This is a genomic window from Enterococcus sp. NPDC086594 (genome assembly GCF_044746145.1).
Classification (GTDB): domain Bacteria; phylum Bacillota; class Bacilli; order Lactobacillales; family Enterococcaceae; genus Enterococcus_D; species Enterococcus_D entomosocium.
Window position 1 is genome coordinate 60,416 of sequence record NZ_JBIVBP010000008.1, and the last position, 17,362, is coordinate 77,777.

Annotated in this window: 12 protein-coding genes; all 12 read left to right on the forward strand. The window is 44.9% G+C overall.

Annotated features, from left to right (window positions below):
- The first annotated feature begins 300 nt into the window (after positions 1–300).
- The 12 genes from ACIPK1_RS12430 to ACIPK1_RS12485 all read left to right on the forward strand — a co-directional run bounded on the left by ACIPK1_RS12430 (position 301) and on the right by ACIPK1_RS12485 (position 17,335).
- Positions 301–444 carry a hypothetical protein gene (locus ACIPK1_RS12430; protein ID WP_194199319.1) on the forward strand — a complete coding sequence of 48 codons (144 nt, stop codon included), beginning with the start codon at positions 301–303 and terminating at the stop codon, positions 442–444.
- A gap of 13 nt (positions 445–457) precedes the next feature.
- Positions 458–1,060 carry a DUF624 domain-containing protein gene (locus tag ACIPK1_RS12435; RefSeq protein ID WP_301389416.1) on the forward strand — a complete coding sequence of 201 codons (603 nt, stop codon included), beginning with the start codon at positions 458–460 and terminating at the stop codon, positions 1,058–1,060.
- Positions 1,053–1,967: an acetylxylan esterase gene (locus ACIPK1_RS12440; RefSeq protein ID WP_086316813.1), complete on the forward strand. Its 915-nt coding sequence runs from the start codon at positions 1,053–1,055 to the stop codon at positions 1,965–1,967. The genes ACIPK1_RS12435 and ACIPK1_RS12440 overlap by 8 nt, the downstream gene beginning before the upstream one ends.
- Positions 1,964–2,743, forward strand: a complete 780-nt coding sequence (locus tag ACIPK1_RS12445; RefSeq protein WP_301389415.1) for an endonuclease/exonuclease/phosphatase family protein — start codon at positions 1,964–1,966, stop codon at positions 2,741–2,743. Before ACIPK1_RS12440 ends, ACIPK1_RS12445 begins: the two co-directional genes overlap by 4 nt.
- 6 nt (positions 2,744–2,749) lie before the next feature.
- Positions 2,750–4,900 carry a glycoside hydrolase family 3 N-terminal domain-containing protein gene (locus ACIPK1_RS12450; protein WP_005232371.1) on the forward strand — a complete coding sequence of 717 codons (2,151 nt, stop codon included), beginning with the start codon at positions 2,750–2,752 and terminating at the stop codon, positions 4,898–4,900.
- A 15-nt stretch (positions 4,901–4,915) separates the two neighbouring features.
- Positions 4,916–8,206, forward strand: a complete 3,291-nt coding sequence (locus tag ACIPK1_RS12455; protein WP_301389414.1) for a GH36-type glycosyl hydrolase domain-containing protein — start codon at positions 4,916–4,918, stop codon at positions 8,204–8,206.
- Between the two features lie 13 nt (positions 8,207–8,219).
- Positions 8,220–9,179, forward strand: coding sequence for a LacI family DNA-binding transcriptional regulator (locus tag ACIPK1_RS12460; RefSeq protein ID WP_005227180.1), 960 nt, complete (start codon positions 8,220–8,222; stop codon positions 9,177–9,179).
- A 633-nt stretch (positions 9,180–9,812) separates the two neighbouring features.
- Positions 9,813–14,708, forward strand: coding sequence for a hypothetical protein (locus ACIPK1_RS12465; protein WP_301389311.1), 4,896 nt, complete (start codon positions 9,813–9,815; stop codon positions 14,706–14,708).
- A gap of 14 nt (positions 14,709–14,722) precedes the next feature.
- Positions 14,723–15,091, forward strand: a complete 369-nt coding sequence (locus ACIPK1_RS12470; RefSeq protein ID WP_194199317.1) for an LPXTG cell wall anchor domain-containing protein — start codon at positions 14,723–14,725, stop codon at positions 15,089–15,091.
- Complete coding sequence (locus ACIPK1_RS12475; protein ID WP_016609549.1) at positions 15,024–15,737, forward strand: WxL domain-containing protein; 714 nt, start codon at positions 15,024–15,026, stop codon at positions 15,735–15,737. The genes ACIPK1_RS12470 and ACIPK1_RS12475 overlap by 68 nt, the downstream gene beginning before the upstream one ends.
- Positions 15,738–15,782: 45 nt before the next feature.
- Positions 15,783–16,583: a WxL domain-containing protein gene (locus tag ACIPK1_RS12480; protein ID WP_301389310.1), complete on the forward strand. Its 801-nt coding sequence runs from the start codon at positions 15,783–15,785 to the stop codon at positions 16,581–16,583.
- 11 nt (positions 16,584–16,594) lie between these two features.
- Positions 16,595–17,335, forward strand: a complete 741-nt coding sequence (locus ACIPK1_RS12485) for a WxL domain-containing protein (RefSeq protein ID WP_016619635.1) — start codon at positions 16,595–16,597, stop codon at positions 17,333–17,335.
- Positions 17,336–17,362 lie beyond the last annotated feature (27 nt).

The following is a 17,362-nucleotide window of genomic DNA, read 5'->3' on the forward strand; positions in this document are numbered from 1 at the left end:
CACTGCGATTGGCTCACGTAGTGAGACAGAGCAGATGATGAAAAGTACTAGGCGACCGCAGGGAGCGTAGTGTCCATACAAAGAAGCACTGCGATTGGCTCGCGTAGTGAGACATGCAAGCTGCACTTAGTGTGTTTTACTTAGTGCAACTGTAGGCGAAGCGAAAGCGGAGACGAGCAGATGATGAAAAGTACTAGGCGACTGTAAGGAGCGTAGTGACCAACCAAAGAAACACAGGTTTTGCGCGCACTTTGCGCAAAATCTGATGTTTCAAAGTACTAGGCGACTGCAGGGAGCGTAGTGTCCGTACAAAGAATCACTGCGACTGGCTCACGCAGTGAAACCTGCAACCCAGAAAACCGTACGTTGAGAAACGACCCAAAATCACAAGAAGGCAAAAAACAGGTTTACGCAGCACCCGCAGCACAAATCAGCAAGTTTTGATTGGAGGATCATAATGAATCGACTATTTTCTTATGAAGGATGGTACTATCGGGTCTTTGCTTTTCTAGCAGATATGATCATTGTTAGTTTTCTCTTTATGATTCCAGCAATGACGCTGATTCTCGCAGGGCCAGCATTGATCGCGCTGTATCGGACGATCGATCAATTGTACAAGGAACGAGATGTCCCGATTTGGCAACGATACAAGCAAGCATTCTTAAGCAACCTCAAACGTGGTCTCTTCTTAGAAGGTCTTGTTATTGCGTATGTCGCAGTCTTTGCCGGTTTGATCTATTCCTTGATGATGCTTACACCTTACTTTGGCGTTTTAGCCGTGATCCTCGTCAGCTTGGCTGCGCTGTATCTCGTCGTGTTCGTTCTCTTGTACAGTTTGTTTGCGCAATCATTGCAAGAAACAGCGAAAGAAACGGCATATGCGGTTCTTAGCAGTACGGCGAATGCGATCATTTTACTGGTGATCCCAATCATTGTTTTTGTATTGTGCAGCAAAGTAAACCTATTCTTATTTGTTTGTTTAGGCATTTCAGGCTCAGCCTTTGTACAGGTGTTGTTTTTCAATAAAGTATTAGCGAAGGGGGGAGAGGCAAATGACTGAATCGACCGCAACTGATCGATCCTGTTTTTGGGCTTCGGTCCAACAAGAACTTGACGCCCTTCCGCTAGCCTTTGAAAGAACCAAACAAACACCTTTGCTAAAAGGGATCGATTGTTTTACGATTTCTTTTCAAAGTCTTGGTAATGAAACGATCTATGGGCATCTGCTGCTGCCAGAACAAGCGGCAGATTGTCCAATCGTGATTGATTTTTTAGGCTATATGAATCATGTGCAAGAACCGTTCCAATTCGCTCATTGGTTACTGATCGGCTGCGGCTGTCTTGTCATCGACAATCGTGGACAAGGGGGACGCACGCAAGATCAGGTTCCCTATGAAACCACGCAGCATGAAGCACCTTTTGGACGCGGCATCTTGAAAAAAGAAGATTTTTATATGAAGCGATTGGTCGCAGATAGTTTGCGCACACTAGAAGTCCTTCAACAGATACCGGAAATCGATCCGCAGCGGATTATTTTAAGAGGCGGCTCGCAAGGAGGCGGCATCGCCTTATTGGTCAACGCATTAACGAACGTCCCGATTTTTGCGACGTTTGCCGATGTGCCAAGCCACTCCAATCTTGTCCATCGGATCGAACAAAAAACAGGAAGTTACCAGGTGATTCAAGAGTATATCGAACAATTTCCAGAAATGCGGGAAACGATCTATCAAGTCATGAGTTATTTTGATTTGAAGTATTTTGCTCATCAGATAACTGGTCCTGTTTATACATCGGTCGGCAGTGCTGATCCGATCTGTCCCATGGAAGATTTCTTCGTTTCCTATAAAAAGATTCCTGGACCGAAAGAATTGCGTATTTACTTAAATAAAGGGCATGGCGGCGGCGAAGCGAAACAAATCCGTCGTGAAATGCAGCAAATCAAAAAATTACTCAAAGGAAATGAATGAAGATGAAAGTAGCAACCTACAATCTACGAGTCGATACCGACTATGACCAAGAATGGCAATGGCACTATCGATCGGAGGCGGTTTGCTCCTTGATCGATTACTACGACTGGGATGTTCTGGCGATCCAAGAAGCTCGTCCCAGCCAATTTGCAGATTTAGCAAAGTTAGCGCAGTATGCTTCCGTCACGGCTGAACGAGATGGTGATGGCTTAGGCGAAGGCATCGGACTGTATTATCAAAAAGAGGCTTTCGAGTTATTAGCTTCAGGTTCGTTTTGGTTGTCATTGACACCGACTGAACCAAGTATTCATCCAGAAGCTGCCTATTCACGCTTATGTGTTTGGGCTGTCTTACAGGAAAAAAAGAATCCGCCGTTTCTTGTCATCACGACCCATTTAGATAATATTTCAGAAATGGCTCGTTTTGAAGGGATGAAAGTGATCTTTGAGCAGCTGGCAGATCAAATCGAACGCTATCCTGTATTGCTGATGGGCGACTTGAATGCGGAACCAACCGAGCGGGTGCATCGGTACTTAGAGCAGCGTTTTCGAAATGCCAAAGAACACGGACAAAAGCCTCATCACGGACCCAAAGGCTCCTATCAAAATTTTATTTATACGTTACCATGGCAAGAACTAGAAGAAATTGATTATATCTATACGAAAGGCTTCACGGTGGTCAAAACCGCCTGTCTAACGGATTCTTGTGATCGTCGTTTTCCTTCCGATCATTTCCCTTTAGAAGCAGAAGTCCAATTTGAAGAAAGCAAAGGATGAATAAAAATGGAACAGCAGAAATTAACCGAACTACTTTCAGAAATGACCTTAGATGAAAAAATCGATCAGTTGCTGCAACTGGCGGCGGCTTTTTATTCAGATAAAGCAGAAGAGAAAACCGGCCCAATGGGCGACTTAGGACTGACACAAGAGAACATCAACAATGCGGGAACAACGCTAGGTGTTTCTGGTGCAAAAGAAGCGATCCGCGTCCAAAAAGAGTATATCGAAAATAACCGCTTGAATATCCCGACGATATTGATGGCGGACATCATTCACGGCTTTCGGACGATTTTTCCGATTCCATTAGGATTAGGTAGTTCATGGGATTTGGCAGCAGCGGAGAAGATGGCGGAAGTATCTGCCAAAGAAGCAGCTGTTTCTGGCTTGCATGTGACCTTTTCACCGATGGTGGACTTAGTAAGAGACCCACGTTGGGGCCGTGTCATGGAATCGACGGGGGAAGATCCTTACTTGAACAGTCGCTTCGCTGAAGCATTTGTCAAAGGCTATCAAGGGGATGATCTGCGAACAGATTTCAACCGCGTAGCTGCGTGTGTCAAACATTTTGCGGCTTACGGTGCGGCTATCGGCGGTCGCGATTACAACACGGTCAATATGTCAGAACGCCAACTGCGAGAAAGTTATTTACCGGGCTATAAAGCGGCCCTTGATGCCGGTGCCAAACTGGTGATGACCTCCTTCAATACGGTGGACGGTATTCCAGCAACAGCCAATCGCTGGCTTTTCCGCGATGTTTTGCGAGAAGAATTCGGGTTTGAAGGCGTTGTGATCTCTGACTGGGCAGCAATCAAAGAAGTGATCGCCCATGGCGCAGCGGAAGATGAAAAACACGCCGCTGAATTAGCCATCAAAGCTGGGGTCGATATCGAGATGATGACGACTTGCTACACTGATAACTTGAAAGAGCTGATCGCAGAAGGCACCGTTGAGGAAGCCTTAGTCGATGAAGCCGTGCTAAGAATCTTGACCTTGAAAAATGAACTAGGTCTATTTGAAAATCCATACCGCGGTGCTGATGAAGCCGCTGAAGCAGCCACTGTTCTGTCTCAAGAACACCGAGAGATCGCCAGAGATATCGCAAAGAAATCAATGGTGTTGTTGAAAAATGAAGGTGTCCTGCCGTTGCAGAAAACCGAAAAAGTGGCGATTGTGGGCCCGGGTGCTCACTCCCGTGATCTATTAGGTGCTTGGTCTTGGCAAGGGAAACAAGAAGAAGTGGTGACGTTAGTGGCGGGGGCTCAATCCTTGGGTGCGGATCTGTTGATCGGTCAAGAGCCCTTTGATTATTTTGCGCCGTCTGAAGCAGCGATCCAAGAAGCGATCGAATTAGTGAAAGAAGCGGATAAAGTTGTCTTAGCGCTAGGAGAGCAAGAATGGATGAGCGGTGAAGCTGCCAGCCGCAGCGACATTCGTTTGCCGCAAGCCCAATTGTCCTTGGTTGAAACCTTGAAAGAATACAACGAGCAATTGATCGTAACCCTTTATAACGGTCGTCCTCTTGACTTGCAAGGGGTTGATGCAGCCAAAGCGATCGTCGAGGCTTGGTTCCCTGGAACCGAAGGCGGAAACGCACTTGCTCAGATCTTGTGGGGAGAATACAATCCAAGCGGCCGCTTGAGTATGTCATTCCCGGAAACCGTTGGACAAGTCCCTGTGTATTACAACGTTGACAATACCGGTCGTCCATATGAAAGTGCACCGGATGAAAAATATGTCTCAAAATATTTGGATGTCTCCAATTATGCCAAATATCCATTTGGCTTCGGCTTGAGCTATAGCCCAGTTGCGTATTCTACGGTGACGTTGGATCAGCCGACCATGACCAAAGATCAAACAGTCACGGCATCCATCACTGTTACGAACCAAGGAACAGCAGCAGTCTGGGAAACGGTCCAATGCTACATTCGCGATTTAGTCGGTGAAGTGGTTCGCCCAGTGAAAGAACTGAAAGGCTTTAAGAAAATTTGGCTAGAAGCTGGCGAATCAACAACCGTTCAATTTGAGATCACGGAAGAACTGCTGCGCTATGTCCACAGCAACCAACAAGCAAGCAGTGATCCTGGGAAATTCCACATCATGATTGGTGGGAACAGCCGAGACACCCAACAAACAACCCTGCAATTAGTTAGGTAAGATAGGAAGGTTTCTATGACGAAAAAAATAGTGATGAATAATGCAAATACGACCGTGACGTTTTTACCAAACGGTGATTTATATGAGATCCAAAGTCACGATGTGATGATCAATCAATTGAATGGGAATGCGCTAGATGGCAGTTTGAATCAAATCTATCTACGACTGCGTGAAGCGGGGGAATGGCACTTCATTCCCTTGATCGGCTCAAATGCTGACAGTGCCTTTGCTTACTCAGACAAACAGCTGACTTGGACTGGAACGTACCAGTCTATCAGTTACCAAGTAGATTTCCAATTGGCACAAGATTGCTGGTTCTGGCGAGTTCAATTGAGTGGTTCTGGGGAAGCGGAATTGGTTTACGGACAAGATCTTGGTAACGCAGCCAAAGGGGCTGTTCAATCCAATGAAGCCTATGTTTCGCAATATATCGACCATCATGTTAGCCATGATAAGGATCGAATCGTGCTATCTTCTCGCCAAAATCAACCACAAAATGGTCAATTTCCATTGGTGGAACAGGGCAGCTTCCAAGCCTTAAAAGGCTTCTCGACGGATGGCTATCAATTTTTCGGTCGCAGCTACAAAGAAACGAATCAACCAGCTGCACTCAGCCAAGAGACATTAGCCAATGAAGTGTATCAATACGAATTTGCCTATACGGCACTGCAAACGCAATGGTTGACAATAAGTGAGACACCTACGGAAATCGTTTTTTACGCAGCGGTCAAAGCCAATCAAGCGACGGCAGTCAATGAACCGCAGTTTGCACTTGAAACGTTGAAAGAAACGTATCAAGCCTTGTCCTTTGACTCGTTGCAGGCAACGGCGCAGGCTCGAAAAAACTTCGGTCGACCGCTCACAGGGCTGACATTTACCACAGAAGAAATCAACGAGCGATTTCCTCAGCAAGAAGCAGTGGAAATCGTTGACCAACAGCTTTATTCCTTTTTTACCCCTGATTATCACCATGTCGTGTTGAAGGAAAAGGAAGGGCAGATGGAACGCTCCCATGGGCATATTTTGATGAGCGGACAAGAGTTGATCGTCGATCAACCCATTTTGAGCACGACTGTTTACATGACGGGGATGTTTAACTCCCAAATCGTATTAGGCAATACGAACATGAACAAATTGTTGAGTAATAGCCGCAACTCATTGAATCTTTTCAAACGTTCCGGTCAGCGGATCTATCTGAAAGACGGCGATCAATGGCGGATTTTAACGATGCCATCTGCCTTTGAAATGGGCTTAAATTCGGCGACGTGGTACTACAAAACAGCGGATGATGTCATTCAAGTAACGACCTTCACGAAAGCAAATGGACGCACGATTGCAACCACCATCACTAGTGAACAAGGTCGTGCTTACACCTGGGCCATCACTAATCAATTTGTGATGGGGATCGATGAAGCGGTACCGACTGTTACCATTACGCAAGACCAGCAATTGCTCACCATCAAAGGAACAGCGGATTCACCGATTGCGGAAACTTATCCAGAATTGACGTATTATCTCCATGCAGCACAACCTTTTGAACTGACCGATGAAGCGATCTTCAATGTAGCAACCAGCGATAGCACGACCGTATTGACCTTCGCAGAACAGTCGACGGTTTCCTTCGTGATCCAAGGCACATTGACCGGTGAACCCTTTGTTTTGGAACCGTTAGATCGCCAGCAAGAAGACACTGCCTATACGGCCTTTGTCGATGATTTGTTGAATCAGTTTGAATTGAAACATTCGCAGGCGGACGTCGTATCCTTCAATCACTTGGCACGTTGGTACACCCACAATATGCTTGTTCATTACTTGTCTCCTCATGGCCTTGAACAGTACGGTGGTGCTGCTTGGGGGACTCGAGACGTTTCCCAAGGACCGACTGAGTATTTCTTAGCCCTCAATCGTCCTGAGATGGTGGCATCCATCATCGAGCATTTGTTTGAAAATCAATTTGCAGATGACGGCAACTGGCCACAATGGTTTATGTTTGATCGCTATGAGAAACAAAAAGCTGATGAGAGCCACGGAGATGTGATCGTCTGGCCAATGAAAGTCGTTAGTGACTATCTCGAAAAAACTAAAGATTTCGCGATTTTGGAAAAAGAACTGCCTTATACGGATCGCGCGACCTTCTTGAAAACCAAGACCAAAGCTTCTTTGTTTGATCATTTGAAAAAAGAAGTGGCGTATATCGAAGCGAACTTCTTGGAAGGAACGTACCTGTCTTGTTATGGTGATGGCGATTGGGATGACACCTTGCAGCCAAATAACAGTAAGTTAAAGAAACAAATGGCCAGCAGCTGGACCGTTGCCTTGACCTATGAAGTATTGAAAAAATTAGCCAGCCAGTTGCAGTCAGTTGACCCAGAGTATGCCAAACATTTAACGGAACTGTCTGCGGGAATCAAACATGACTTTGAAAAATACATGTTAGCTGATGGGACTTTGCCAGGATTTGTCTATATGGAAGATAGCGAGCACGTGGAACTGATGGTCCATCCGACTGACAAGAAAACCGGTATCCAATACCGCTTGCTGCCGATGCAGCAAAGCATGATCGGCGAGCTGTTATCTCCCGAACAAGCCGATCATCATGTGGCGATCATCAAGGAGCATTTGCAATTTCCAGATGGGGTGCGCTTGATGAATCGTCCAGCGACTTATGCGGGTGGTGTCAGCACCAACTTCAAGCGGGCAGAACAAGCAGCCAATTTTGGACGAGAAATCGGTTTACAGTACGTTCACGCCCACATCCGCTTTACAGAGGCCATGGCGAAATTAGGTCGAGAAGAAGAGACTTGGCAAGCACTTGGGGTCATTAATCCGATCCAAATCGCTCAACGGGTCGAAAATGCGGAAATCCGTCAAGCAAATGCGTATTTCAGTAGTTCTGATGGCGATTTCAAAACAAGGGTTGAAGCCCAAGAAAATTTTGGTAAACTTAAGGAGGCAACAGTCGGCGTCAAAGGCGGCTGGCGCATCTATTCTAGTGGACCGGGGATCTATATGAATCAGTTGATCAGCAATGTGTTAGGCATTCGTACCTTTGTTGATCACGTTGAACTTGATCCTGTCTTGCCAGCGGAATTAGCAGGATTGACTCTGACATATCGACTCTTTGATCGGCCAGTCGAAATCGTCTATCATTCGGCAAGTACGCCGAAAGTATTGATCAACGGGGAAGAAATGTCCACTGAGTTTACGGAAAATCGCTACCGTCAAGGTGCGTTTGTCCTGAAGAAAGCAGCGCTTTGCGCCCAATTAAACGAAAACCAAACCAATACGATCGATATCTATCGTTAAGAAAGGAGAAGCCATGGTAGGAATCAAAGATATTGCCCAAAAAGCGGGTGTCTCCATATCCACCGTTTCGTATGCATTGAATGGCAGTCCAAAAGTGACCGAGGAAACCCGTGCGCGGATTCAAGCGATCGCAAACGAATTGAACTATGTTCCGAACATGGCTGCTCGCACACTGAAACGCAGACAAACCAACATCATCGGTGTTTATCTCGCCGATTATGCCGGAAGTTTTTATGGGGAATTGCTAGATGGCATCAAGAAAGGGTTGGAACTTTTTGGCTATGAAATGATCGTCTGCAGCGGCAAGAAATCACACTTGTTTATTCCTGAGCGGATGGTGGACGGTGCCATCATTTTGGATTGGACGTTTCCAGCAAAGGAAATCGAGCAATACGCCCAACGAGGACATCAAATCGTCGTGTTAGACCGTGTCTTGTCTCATGAAAATATCCATCAAGTCTTGTTAGACAATAAAGGAGGGGCGGCGCTGGCGATCGATCGCTTGATCGCTGGACAAAGCCAAAAAGTCTTCCTCTTAGCAGGGCCAGAAAAAGGCTACGACAGTCGGGAGCGCTTGGAAGCCAGTACGAAAGAATTGACGCGCTTTGGTATTCCTTATGAAGTCATTCCTGGTGACTTCACGGAACCTTCTGGTTATCGAGCGGCAAAACAGCTCTTAGCAAATGATCCCCAGTTTCCCATTGATATCTTTGCCTTCAATGATGAAATGGCGATCGGTGTCTACAAATATGTCCGCGAGACCGACTATCGCATCGGAAAAGAGATCCGCATCATCGGGTTTGATAACACGGAATTAGGCGCTTTTGTGCAGCCGCGCTTAGCGACGATCTCCTATTCGAAACATCGATGGGGGATGGTTGCAGCTGAGAAAATCGTACAATCGATCCAAGGGGAACCAGTGGCGGACGAGCATATTTATACCACTTTTGTGGATGGTGGATCATTTATTTAATTGATCCATTAAAGGAAAAATAGTTGAAAAAGCCTCAAACAAGGTACGCTGTTTGAGGCTTTTTTTGCGTTATTTCAAACGATAACACTCCTTTTTTTATCGAAATCAGTGATTTATAAAAAAAATAATATTTTTTATTTTGTTATTTTATGTGTGCTGAATTTTTTAAATAACGTTTTTTATTCATTTTTTGATTATAACATTATCATTAGCTACGGAGAGAAGACGGGAAGCGTTCTTTTAACTTACTATTTTTGGCTTATATAAAAGACCTTTGGAACATTAGTTTTTGTCAAATATTTTAACTTTCTATTTATTTTTCTCATTTAACTTTAATTTTTAGTGTTGATTTATCCTTCGTTTTTTGTATGATTTATGAAGGAGAAATCATATTTTAGAAAATAATTGATTTTTATATTTATTATTTGGATTTTTTTCGATGGATTAGAAAAAAGTAACTGTAGGTTAAGTAAATCTCATAAATAGAAATTATGAAAAAAAAATTATAATCATAATTTTGAATGAAAGAAAAAAAGAATTATAATTCTCTTTCGTCAACTCGCTAGACTAAGAGTTGTAACACAGGGCGTGCACTGCGCGATACGTTTATTTTTTTTAGATAGGAGGGATAAAGTGAAACGGTTTTTAACAACTTTACTTGTTTTTCTACTAACATCAGGTCCGTGTTTTTCATATGCAATGGTAGTGGCACAAGCCGAAAGTGTTACAAAAACAAGTGAAGAACAAAGTATGTCTTCTTCTGACCCCGTCGTTTCATCGATCGACAGTCTGGAAGAGACGAAGGAAACGGAAGTGCAAGAATCTAGTGGACCTACTTCGACAGATTCGTCTACAGTAGCCACTGACACAGCTTCAGCTGAAACAGATGCTTCATCGGAAGCTGCAGAAGAAGTACAGGTGACCTTTCTGACAGACACGGAGCATGTATTTGCTACCGGGGAAACCCGCACTCAGATCAGCAAAAACAAAGGGGAAGCACTAAAAGAAAGTGATTTGCCAGTTTTTGAAGATGATACTGCTTTTGAAGGTTGGTCGTTAGATGGCACGGTCTATACAAGTCAAGTACTGACCGAATTGATTCTCACGGAGAATCAAACCTTGACTGCTGTTTTTAAACCGTCGGTTAAGGCAAGAGCGGCGAACATCTCGTTGGCAGAACAATCGATCAAAGAGATCATTGCAGAAGCCGATAAAACGAAAGTGATCGCTGTACCAAGTCCAGCTGGAGATGATTCAGCATATGCGGAATATACCAATAGTGCTGAAGGGATTCGTCAAGCGTTGTTTGATATGTATCAAAACGGCAATGGTCAAGAATTTGCTTTGTATGTTGGTTCGGGTGGATCGTTGTCACTGCCAACGAATCTGACTTCAAAGACGATTCCTGACACAATCGATAATACGAACATGACTTTTTATGCGCTACAAGGAAAAGTCAGCCGCTTGATCATCACAGGACATGGCGATGATCCCATCACAGATGCAACAACCGTTACTTCTGGAAGCCGAACGGTTGCACTTGGATCGGCAATCTACTTCGGTTCTGATGTAGTGATTCGAAACCTCATTTATACGGGTACGACTATGTACATGAATGGGCATAGTCTTTCATTGAACGGTGGTTCCACCGGCAATGGCCTTGCAATTTATGGGGGAAGCAACAATGGCGACCTTACTGGAAATCCGACGATCACTATAAATGCGACAGGTTCAGGAACTTGGAACATCTATGGTGGGAATCAAAGCGGTGGTACATTGACTGGGAATCCAACAATTGTAATCAATAACACTGTTTCTGGAATAAACACTATTACAGGTGGAGCAAATATCGGTACCGTTGTAGGAAATGTCACCAATATAATCAAGAGAATCAATGGGACATTGACAAACTTCTATGGTGGCGGTGTTGGTACCAATAGTTCGAATACTGCGAATGTAACAGGAGAAATCAAAAATACCTTTGAAATTGATAGTTTAGGTAGTTCATTTCGCTTTAGTAACTATTATGGCGGTGTTTTGTATGGCGATGTATCTGGATCAATAACCAATGACTTATCAGGTAGCGGTGGTTGGGCTAACAGAGGACCGTTTGTCGGCGGATCAGGTTATGGAAATATTGGTTCTTCCACAGGTGAACCTGCTATAACGAATCGATTAGATGCAAGTCAATATGCGACATATGGTCCTAATTTTGTTGGTGCTAATAGGTACACAGGAGTTGTTACTGGGAACATATCAAATACTGTTAAGGCAGGTCTCAATCCGACACAGGGCGGTATGGGGAATTTTGATGGTGGTGGTGGTACCGATGCATCAAGACTGACTAAAGCTTTGTTAGGCGGGTCTAATGAAACAATTTATGATGCATATTCACCACAAGAGCGTGCAATTTTAGCATTCAATAATGCACAGTACAAGATTATAGGCGATATTCACTCACATCTGGTAAGTGGGTCTTTTGGTAATCAAGATTTATGGCGAACGACAGCTGCTGGAGTAGGTGGTTATGTTGAAGGAAACGCCACCATTGAAGTAGGTTCCAGCAATGAAGATGGTTCTTTGGGCGGAGAAGGGCTTGTTTATACTGGAGCACAAAGAAGTGCATCGGAGTTATATTATTCATCAACCCGCAATAGTTTTGCCAATCAGAGAGACTTTGATATTGCTGGCGGCGGCTTAGTTATAGGTCGAGATACATGGACGATCTATATCAAAGGAGATACGCATACAGTAATCAACAATGCTATAGCCAGAAGAACCTATGGTGGTTTGTTTTCAGGTGTAGTTGAAGGGAATACGAATATTACGCTAAAAGCCGGGATCGTAGACACCTTGGAAGGTACAGGGTATGAAGGCGGCCGTGTATTTGGAAATGGAACTGCAACTGTATATGATGGACAAGTTGACTGGTTTTTATCCGGTGGTGGCTGGAATGACAAAAAAATTGTTGGAGATGTTTCTGTAACAGTCCATGATGGAGTTATCAATGCTTCAATGGGAGCGTCATATGGTTCTAGCTCAGATCATACGGTCACTGGAGACTCAAATATGTTTGTCTATGGTGGGGATTTTTCTGGCACGCCTAGAACTGGTTCCAATGGATTTTCAGGAGGAATCACCAGTGTGGGATCTTTACTTGGAAATGCCAATTTAACGATTGATTTGAGAAACTATCAAGGGCAGTTCCGCTTGCCTTCAGGAACAAATATTTCAGGTGGAAGACCACCAGGTAACAATACGACGTTAGGAACTGATGAGAATAATACGATTACTGTAAATATTCTTACCGCTGCTGGCTCTGATGTTTTAAATGGTGCGATAATCTTTGGTGATGGAGGACCAACAGGTTCAGCAGGGAACGGACGAAGTGGGAAGATTAATATGAATATTCAAGCAGAAGGGTCAAGTATTGGAACCCTTTATGCTACAAATTATCCCAATGTAGCTAATAGTCGTATCTTAAAAGATGTCCTTGTGAATGTTCAAGGTGCGAAAAGTATCAATGGTATCTCTGGTGGTAATTCTGCTACAGCAAGTGACTTAACGAATACCATCGTAAATAACAGTACGAATCAAATACGAATGAGCTTTGGTGAAAATGTTGATGGGACAGCTTCTTATCAAACTGATCCAATCGCTGTGACGGGTCTGGGAATCGTCAACTTTACCGAATTGAATGTGACAAACGGCATCAAGCTAATGGCCAATGGGGGAGACATCAAAAATGGCCGTTCAGCCACTGCTGCGAATCACGCAACGACCTATCATCAGTTCGGTGACATCCATCTTTCCAAGGATGCCGGTATCGGTATTTCTTCCGCAACGAATTTGATTTCAGGCGCGAAGTTAACGGTGGAAGACAAAGGGACGATTGAGTCACCGCCGGGAACGGGGCGAATCAATCTTTCAGATTTCGCAACACCAGATGCGGACAAAGATCATTTAACGTGGCTGAAAACGACGACCAATGATGCAGGTTCTCGAGTCAACAGTCAAGGGACGTGGTTTGGTGCGGTTAGTGCCTATCAAGTACTGACTATAAATCCAACTGCTGCTAATGCTGCAGCGATCACGCCAATCAACTTCAGCGGGATCGAAAAAGCGACTGGGAAAACCTTCATCGGGGACAACGATGTGACCAATGCAGCCAACGGGTACGGTATTGCGATACCAGGTTCGATCATTAACTACGAAGTCGAAACACCGGGAGTCGCTAACGGGATTGGCGCCATTAGTCACAATGTAACGGCAGTCAAAGAGAACAATACGCCGCTGACCTTGCAAGCATGGGGAACTGAGCAGGCGGGGACACAGGTGCAAAAAGGGCGTTTATTGATTCCCTACACGGTAACGGAATTGCCAACATTGACGTTTACACCAGAAACCCAAACGTCCGGTTCATGGGTCTATGCCGGTCAAATCAAATCCAGCAAGCTGGATAGCACGGATCAGCAGTTGACGGAACAACCAGATTCAGAACCAGTTGACTGGACGAGTCCTGATGGGGAGTATAGTTACGATATCAGTGTCCGCTACTCAAATAAGGCGGAAGTCCAAGCCCGCAATGTGATCATTACAGAACAAGAGGCACAATCGCTGACCAAAGAACAAGCCGTGACTTATCTCGAAGCCAGCGGGCGTCCTTTCTTTAAGGATACGCTGACAGATGAGGTCTTAGCTGCGATTCAAGAACCGTTAGAAACAGCGGTCTACCGCAAACAAGCGATCACTTTTTCAGTAGGGGAAAACGATCAGAATCAGGCAGAAACTACCGTGAATCTGGTGGTGGTCAAAAATGAAAGTGTCATTTCTGCTGATCGGCAATTTGCCGTCTATGCAAAAGATGTCCGTTTGACCTTACCAGAAGCAACGGCGCTGACAGATGAAGCCGCTTTGGCAGACTATACCCAAGCAACCACGATTTTTGCAGATAATCGGGCAAATGTACCACCGACTGTCGATCCGCAAGCTTTTGCCGCGATCCAGCAAGCAACGGAAGATGAGCTGTTGAAAAATGTATCAACGGCTTACCATTATGAAACAGGCAGTCAACGGGCAGAAAAAGTCGTCAATGTCGCAGTTGTCGGCGAGCTTATTTTAAGCAGTGTGCCAACAGACTTTGATTTTGGGCAGCAGAAAGTTGCCACAGAAACACAAGATTATTGGCCAACGATCACAGGCGAGCTAGCGGTGAAAGATACGAGAGGGTCCGAACGGAGTCCATGGCGCTTGACGGTCAAAGAGCAACAGCCATTAACGGATGGGACAGATCAATTAACCGATGTCTTCCGCTTTGTGGCAAACGGTCAAGAACAGATGATAACCAGTGGGGAAATGATCATCGAGGAAACGGAATTGACAGAAAATGGCACATACGTCGTGAATCAGCACTGGGGCGAAAGTCAGAATGAAGGAATCAAGCTTACCGTTCCAGTCGAACAGCAAAAAGTCGGGGACTATCAAGGAACCTTGAGCTGGCAGCTGGTTTCGGCACCTGGCAACCCATAAAGGCAGGAAAATAAATGAAAAAAATCATGATCGGTATTATTGCTGGCTGTCTATTAATGTTTCCTCAGCTCGTTTCAGCAGCCGAAGCAGGTGCCTATGACAGCAATGGCATTACTTCCTTTTTCGGCGTCTATGAAGAACCAGTTGAGGAGCCAGAAGAGCCCGTAAAAGAACAGCCAGGGAATAAACAAGTAAATCAAACAGGCAACAACATTCTGCCTGCAACAGGGTCGGATCACTTTAATAGCTATCAAAGCAGTGGTCTCGTCGTTTTGTTGGCAGCAGGAATCATTTTAATCAAAAGGAGAACAAAAAATGAAAAAACTTTTCTTGACGGCAGGCATTCTATTGATGAGCACTGCTCTGTTACCAACAACCGTTAATGCCGCTGAATACACCTCAAATGGAGCAATCACTTTTGAAGCGGACCCGAATCCAACCAATCCAGTTGATCCGACCGATCCAGAAAAACCAGTGGATCCCGTCGATCCAACCGATCCAGATGGACCAAACCCTGGAACAGCTGGACCATTATCGATCGATTTTGCTTCAAGTTTTCAATTTGGCAACCAACTGATCACTTCTGAAACAAAAGATTATTACGCACAGCTGCAAGAGTTCACAGCTGGCGCTGCTGGACCAAACTATGTGCAAGTAACAGATAAACGAGGAACACAAGAAGGTTGGTCATTGAGTGTTGTGCAAAACGGACAATTCAAAACGGCTGATGACGAAGAGCTAGTTGGCGCTTCATTGTCGATCGCCTCAGGTGCAGCAACTTCAGTCACCGATATGCAGTATGCACCAACAGTTACTGCAAGTCATACCTTTGTACCCGATAGTGAAATCACCTTGGTCAACGCACCTGTCGGAAAAGGAATGGGCACTTGGATCTACAAGTTTGGGAACGATGCAACGGAAGGGTCAACAGCAGTAAAATTAAACGTGCCAGGCAGTTCCGTAAAATTAGCCAAAGAGTATCGGACGACATTGACTTGGAATTTAAAGAATGTCCCTGAAAGCAATTAGAATCACTGATTTTCAGTAAAAAAGATAAAGGAGTGTCAAATAGAAATGAAAAAAACAGCATGGGTCTTTTTAAGTCTTGCCGTATTGGCAGCAGCGAGTGCAGCAACCGAGGTTTCAGCAGCCGAAGCGGCTTCTTACACCTCAAATGGGGCGGTTGATTTTATTCCAAATACCGATCCGACGAACCCAGTCAATCCAGAAAACCCAGATCCAGAAAACCCGGTCAATCCTGTGGATCCAACCGATCCCGATGGACCAAACCCTGGAACAAATGGCCCGTTATCGATCGATTATGCCTCTAGCTTAGATTTTGGTGTCAATAAAATCTCCAATAAAAACGAAGTTTATTATGCACGAGCACAAGGGTACTTGAATGACGATGGCACAGCTTCTGCATTAAAAACTGCCAATTATGTCCAAGTAACTGATAATCGCGGTAGTAATGCCGGTTGGCGGTTGTCTGTGAAGCAAAATGGTCAATTCAAAAATGAATCGACGTTGAATCAAGAATTGACTGGTTCTGTCATCACTCTAACAAGCCCTGCCGTTAAATCAAATGCGATTGGCGTCACTGCTCCAGTGGCAGAAGCAACGATCACGTTGGATGCAGCCGGTGCTGAATCAGTGGTGATGACCGCAGCAAATCAAACAGGTGCTGGGACATGGGTCAATGCTTGGGGAAGCGTTGAGTCGATCACTGAAATAGACAAAGATGATCAAGAAGTACAAGCCGATATTACCAAAGCAGTCGCACTTTCTGTACCAGGCAGCACCCCAAAAGATGCCGTTAGCTACACAACCACATTGACTTGGGTATTATCAGATACACCAGGAACGGAAGGATAAGGAGTATAGACATGAAAAAAACATTAGCATTTCTCTCAGTATTAGGCTTAAGCCTAGCAGCACCAGTGCTGGCACAAGCAGCGGACAGTGCAGATTACAACTCAAATGGACAAATCACCTTTGAACCAAATACAGATCCAACCAATCCAATCAGCCCAACAGATCCAGATCCAGAAAATCCGATCAAACCAGTGGATCCAACGGACCCAGATGGACCAAATCCAGGAACGAACGGACCGCTATCGATTGATTTTGCTTCAAGCCTTTACTTTGGCACACAAAAAATCACCTCAAAAACAGAGATCTACCATGCGGAAACTCAAAAATATGTGGATTCAGTTGGTGATAATCAAGAAGGACCGAATTTTGTCCAAGTGACAGACAATCGGGGAACAGAGAGCGGTTGGACATTGAATGTTCGCCAAAATGGTCAGTTCAAAACAGCGGAAGATCAAGAATTGACTGCTGCGCAAATTCGTTTGACGAAGGGAACTGTAGTAACTCCTTCATTGTCACCAAAACCATCAAATGTGAGCGCAACGATCACATTGAATCCAAACGGTGCCCAATCCTTAGTGATGAGTGCCCAAGATGGCGAAGGGGCAGGGACCTATTTAATGAGCTGGGGCGATAGTTTAGCTGCAGCCATGGATAGCATTGAGTTGGAAGTTCCAGGCTCAACGACGAAATATGCCAGCCAATACAACACCACGTTTACTTGGTTACTAACAGACACACCAACCAACCCATAAGTACCAGCTTTCTCCTTGAACCCTTTC